General features: G+C 45.9%; 1 protein-coding gene. It reads right to left on the bottom strand.

Annotated features, from left to right (window positions below):
* A partial coding sequence (locus tag B4920_RS31105) for an arginine N-succinyltransferase (protein WP_139379668.1) occupies positions 1-96 on the bottom strand: 96 nt, incomplete at its 3' end.
* Positions 97-279: the final 183 nt, after the last annotated feature.

Below are 279 nucleotides of genomic sequence, written 5' to 3'. Positions count from 1 at the left end.
ATTGACTGGCAATGAGGTAAAACCATGACCAGACTCTTCGGCAATTTGGTATAGAGATTCAAAGTCGCCAGCCCGAATAGGACGTATGATTAACATCTTAGTGTCTCCTCACTTAAGCTTGCAGTGCACCAATGCGCCTATCTTCAAAAGACAGGAATGATATCTGCAAGAATTCCCTGACAAAAAAGGAGTGCGAATAAAATTCAGCACTCCTTTGGTCCTTAGGCAGCGGCGATGCTCGCCACGGCACGTTCAAAACGTGCCAGACCTTCTGCAATA

The organism is Zoogloea sp. LCSB751 (genome assembly GCF_002028455.1).
Taxonomy (GTDB): Bacteria; Pseudomonadota; Gammaproteobacteria; order Burkholderiales; family Rhodocyclaceae; genus Zoogloea.
The sequence above is the reverse complement of the archived record's forward strand: the minus strand, read 5'-3'. Positions and strand labels throughout refer to the sequence as shown.